The 4,406-nt window shown below is 69.4% G+C and carries 4 protein-coding genes and 1 pseudogene; 4 read left to right on the top strand and 1 reads right to left on the bottom strand.

The window, feature by feature from the left end; all coding sequences use genetic code 11:
• Positions 1 to 399: pseudogene (locus G3O00_RS40190) on the bottom strand (LuxR family transcriptional regulator); the annotation flags it as partial.
• Between the two features lie 66 nt (positions 400 to 465).
• Here G3O00_RS40190 and G3O00_RS40185 point away from each other — a divergent pair.
• The 4 genes from G3O00_RS40185 to G3O00_RS40170 all read left to right on the top strand — a co-directional run.
• A complete protein-coding gene (locus tag G3O00_RS40185; protein ID WP_206146314.1) occupies positions 466 to 1,407 on the top strand; it encodes a universal stress protein in 942 nt (313 codons plus the stop codon).
• 18 nt (positions 1,408 to 1,425) lie between these two features.
• On the top strand, positions 1,426 to 2,406 hold the full coding sequence (locus G3O00_RS40180) for a quinone oxidoreductase (protein ID WP_011351994.1): 981 nt from the start codon (positions 1,426 to 1,428) through the stop codon (positions 2,404 to 2,406).
• Positions 2,407 to 2,416: 10 nt separating this feature from the next.
• On the top strand, positions 2,417 to 3,265 hold the full coding sequence (locus tag G3O00_RS40175; protein ID WP_011351995.1) for a TauD/TfdA family dioxygenase: 849 nt from the start codon (positions 2,417 to 2,419) through the stop codon (positions 3,263 to 3,265).
• A gap of 120 nt (positions 3,266 to 3,385) precedes the next feature.
• Positions 3,386 to 4,406, top strand: a 1,021-nt coding sequence (locus tag G3O00_RS40170; protein WP_206146313.1) for a 3-keto-5-aminohexanoate cleavage protein, incomplete at its 3' end; no start/stop codon positions are given.

Below are 4,406 nucleotides of genomic sequence, written 5' to 3'. Positions count from 1 at the left end.
CGCACGGCCGAGCGCGAGGGTTTCGCGGCGCCATTGCGCGAGCAGCGACGTCTTGCCGTAACCGGCCGGCGCCTGCACGAGCGTGACCGGCCGGCCGTCGAAAGCGGGCGCGGCGAGGCTCAGCCGCGCGCGGGCCAGCAACTGCGCCGGCACGCGCGGCGCGGTCGTCTTCAGGACCAGTTCGGTGGGAGGCGCGTCGGCGCGATCGGGTGGGTGGGCCATCGGGGCTGCAGTCGGAATCCGGCGGTGCCGTGCGGGCCAGCGTCCGGGGTGGGTGTGGGGGGAAGGATCGGTCGAACCGCGTTCGCGCGTCAATCCCCCCCGCGACGAGTGGGGCCGCACCGGCACCGCGTCGATAGCATGGGTTCCGATGCATGACGAACACCACGAGGAGCCCACCCATGAACATCGTATCGACCGGCGCGCGGTGCAGCGCGCCGCTCGCCGGATAAGCGGAGCGGCACGATGTACCGCCATCTGCTCGTGACGGTCGACGGGACGCCCGGCGGCATCGACGCGATCGGCCATGCGCTCGAACTGGCGCGCGCGGTCGGCGCCCGGGTCACGTTCCTGCTGCCCGGCGCCGCGCCGGACTCGCGTTTATCCGGAGCGCGGCTGCCGGAGCACGGTGCGAAAGTGGAAGCCGCCGCGCGGGCGCAGGGGCTGTCCCATGCGATCGCGGGGGCCGGCCATCCGGGGGCCGGCTACCCGGCGGCTGACGATACGGCGCCCGGCACGCTTGCGGCCGAACTCGGCTGCGACCTGATCGGCGTCGCGGCGCTGCCGCACGATGCCGACCCGGCAGCCTGCGCGCAACGCCAGCATCTGCTTGCGACGAGCGGCGTGCCGGTGCTCGTGTGCACGTCGCGGCGATCGCCTGCCGAGGCGCGTGTGATGGCGCGTTGTTTTGATGCGCACCGTGCCGTTGAAGCGTGGCTGCATGCGTTGATGGCGACCGGCACCGCCTCGAGCGAGCCACAGCAGCAAGCAGCCGACACGCAGGATGCATTGACATCGCTTGCCGCACTGCAGCGCGCCCGGGTAGGCACAGCCGCCGAAGCACGCCTCTTCGCGGCATTGCGCGTCCGCGCGGAGTGCGTCTCCGCCGAACTGGACGAACTCGACCGCCAGCGGCAGCGCGATGCGCAAGCGCTCGATGCGCTCATGCGGTTCGCCGCGGACGGACTGCCGTCGGCCGCGTTCGACACGGCGCTCGCCCGCTATGCGCACGGCGCATTCGAGCAGATGGGGCGAATGGAAGGCGTGATTTTCCCGGCCGCGCGGCGCTATCTCGGCGACGCGGACTGGGCCGGACTGGATGAATCGCTGGCGGACGGCGCAACCGCGACGCCGCCACGCGCGAACGAACCGAACGAACCCGACGATGCGCGACGCGCATCCGACTGACACCCTACGGAGAACACCATGGCACATGCAGTGCGATTCCACGAAACCGGCGGTCCCGAGGTCCTGCGCTGGGAGGAAGTCGACGTCGGCGACCCGGGCCCCGGCCAGGTGCGCCTGCGGCACGACGCGGTCGGGCTGAATTTCGCCGACACGTACTTCCGCAGCGGCCTGTACCCGGTGCCGCTGCCTGCCGGCCTCGGCGTCGAGGCGGCCGGCGTGGTCGAAGCGGTCGGCCCCGGCGTGACGAACGTCGCCGTCGGCGACCGCGTGACCTACACGGGCTTCCTGAATACGCTCGGCGCGTACAGCACCGAACGGCTGATCCCCGCCGCGCCGCTCGTGCGGCTGCCGGCCGGCATTTCGTGCGAAACGGCCGCGGCGATGACGATGCGCGGCCTGACGTCCGCCTACCTGCTGCGCCGCATCCATGCGTTCGCGCCGGGCGACACGATCCTGCTGCACGCGGCCGCCGGCGGCGTCGGGCTGATCGTGTCGCAATGGGCGAAGCTGCTCGGGCTCAACGTGATCGGCACCGTCTCCAGCGAGCACAAGGCCGGGATCGCCCGCGCCCACGGTTGCGACCATACGATCGACTACAGCCGCGAAGACGTCGCGAAGCGCGTTCGCGAACTGACGGACGGCGCGGGCGTCGACGTCGTGTTCGACAGCGTCGGCAAGGACACCTTCGAAGGCTCGCTCGATTCGCTGAAGCGGCGCGGGCTGATGGTGTGCGTCGGCACCGCGTCGGGCCCGATCCCGCCGTTCGATCCGCAGCGCCTCGCGATGAAGGGTTCGCTGTACCTGACGCGCCCGGCGCTGGCCGACTACATCGCCGATCCGGCCGAGAAGAACGACCTGGCCGGCGAACTGTTCGCGCACGTCGCGGCAGGCCGGATCCGGATCGAGATCAACCAGCGCTACGCGCTGCAGGATGCCGCGCAGGCGCACCGCGATCTCGAATCGCGCAAGACGACCGGTTCGTCGGTGTTCATCGTCTGAGGAGACGCGCATGCGAGTCGAACCCCTGACCTGCGCGATCGGCGCGGAACTGCTGGATGTGAGCCTCGCCGACGCCGTGCACGACGACGGCCTGTTCGCCGAGATCCGCGCGCAATTGCTCCGGCATCGCGTGCTGTTCCTGCGCGACCAGGACATCACGCGCGCCGAGCACGTCGCGTTCGCGCGACGCTTCGGCGAGCTCGAGGATCACCCGGTTGCCGGCAGCGATCCCGAACACCCGGGGCTCGTGCGGATCTACAAGTCGCCCGACCAGCCGAACGACCGCTACGAGAATGCGTGGCACAGCGATGCGAGCTGGCGCGTGGCGCCGCCGTTCGGCTGTGTGCTGCGCTGCATCGACGGTCCGCCGGTTGGCGGCGACACGATGTGGGCGAACATGGTGCTCGCCTACGAGCGCCTGCCGGCGCACGTGAAGCAGCAGATCGACGACTTGCGCGCGCGCCACAGCATCGAGGCGAGCTTCGGCGCCGCGATGCCGATCGACAAACGCCTCGCGCTGAAGGCGCAGTATCCGGACGCCGAGCATCCGGTCGTGCGCACCCATCCCGAAACCGGCGAGAAGGTGCTGTACGTGAATGCGTTCGCGACGCATTTCACGAACTTCCACACGCCGGCGCGCGTGCGGGTCGGGCAGGACGCGAATCCCGGCGCCGGCCAGTTGCTGCAGTACCTGATCAGCCAGGCTTATATCCCCGAGTACCAGGTGCGCTGGCGCTGGAAGAAGAACAGCGTCGCGATCTGGGACAACCGCAGCACCCAGCACTACGCGGTGATGGACTACCCGCCGTGCGTGCGCAAGATGGAGCGCGCGGGCATCGTCGGCGACGTGCCGTTCTGAGCACGGCAGCCCCGTAACCGGTCTCTGAAAAACCATGCAACGCGCCGGGTATCCCGCCCGGCGCGGCGGGATACGCACGCCCGTACGCCCGAAATACAACGATTTCCACTGGAGGACGACATGCAATTTCTCGACGATTCGCTGCACCCGGAAAACCAGGACAAGGTGGTCATCACGGTCGCGCCGTACGGCCCCGAATGGATGCCGGCCGATTTTCCGGAAGACATTCCGGTGACGATGGACGAACACGTGCAGAAGGCCGTCGACTGCTACAACGCGGGCGCGACGGTGCTGCACATGCATGTGCGCGAGCTCGACGGCAAGGGCAGCAAGCGGCTGTCGAAGTTCAACGAGCTGCTCGGCCGGCTGCGCGAGGCGGTGCCCGACATGATCCTGCAGGTGGGCGGCTCGATCTCGTTCGCGCCGGAAGGTGAGGGCGCCGACGCGAAATGGCTGTCCGACGACACGCGCCACATGCTCGCCGAGCTGACGCCGAAGCCCGACCAGGTGACGGTCGCGATCAACACCGTGCAGATGAACATCACCGAGCTGATGAACCGCAAGGACATCGCGGGCACGTCGCTGAACGAAGCCGCGCTGTGGGACGCATACCGCGAGATGACGGTGCCGGCTGGCCCCGGCTGGGTCGACGAGCACCTGCGCCGCCTGCAGGCGGCCGGCATCCAGCCGCATTTCCAGCTCACCGGCATGCACGCGCTGGAAACGCTCGAACGGATCATCCGCCGCGGCGTCTATCGCGGCCCGCTGAACGTCACGTGGGTCGGCATCGGCGGCGGCTTCGACGGCCCGAATCCGTACAACTTCATGGAATTCGTGCGGCGCTGCCCGGACGGCGCGTGCATCACGCTCGAATCGCTGATGAAGAACGTGCTGCCGATCAACACGGTCGCGATGGCGCTGGGCCTGCATCCGCGCTGCGGGATCGAGGACACGATCATCGACCAGAAGGGCAACCGGATGACGTCGGTGCAGCAGGTCGAGCAGTGCGCACGGATCGCGCGCGAACTCGGCCGCGACATCGCCACCGGCAAGGAGGCGAAGGCGATCTACCGGATCGGCGTGCAGTACGACGGCATCGACGAGACGCTCGCGCACCTCGGAATGGCGCCGAACCGCCGGG

Source organism: Burkholderia sp. Ac-20384, from assembly GCF_017104605.1.
GTDB classification, from domain to species: Bacteria; Pseudomonadota; Gammaproteobacteria; order Burkholderiales; family Burkholderiaceae; genus Burkholderia; species Burkholderia lata.
The sequence above is the reverse complement of the archived record's forward strand: the minus strand, read 5'-3'. Positions and strand labels throughout refer to the sequence as shown.

Bases quoted from the DNA above. Each gene is read 5' to 3' on its own strand.
- G3O00_RS40185 (WP_206146314.1), top strand. From the start codon at position 466: ATGTACCGCCATCTGCTCGTGACGGTCGACGGGACGCCCGGCGGCATC.
- G3O00_RS40180 (WP_011351994.1), top strand. From the start codon at position 1,426: ATGGCACATGCAGTGCGATTCCACGAAACCGGCGGTCCCGAGGTCCTG.
- G3O00_RS40175 (WP_011351995.1), top strand. From the start codon at position 2,417: ATGCGAGTCGAACCCCTGACCTGCGCGATCGGCGCGGAACTGCTGGAT.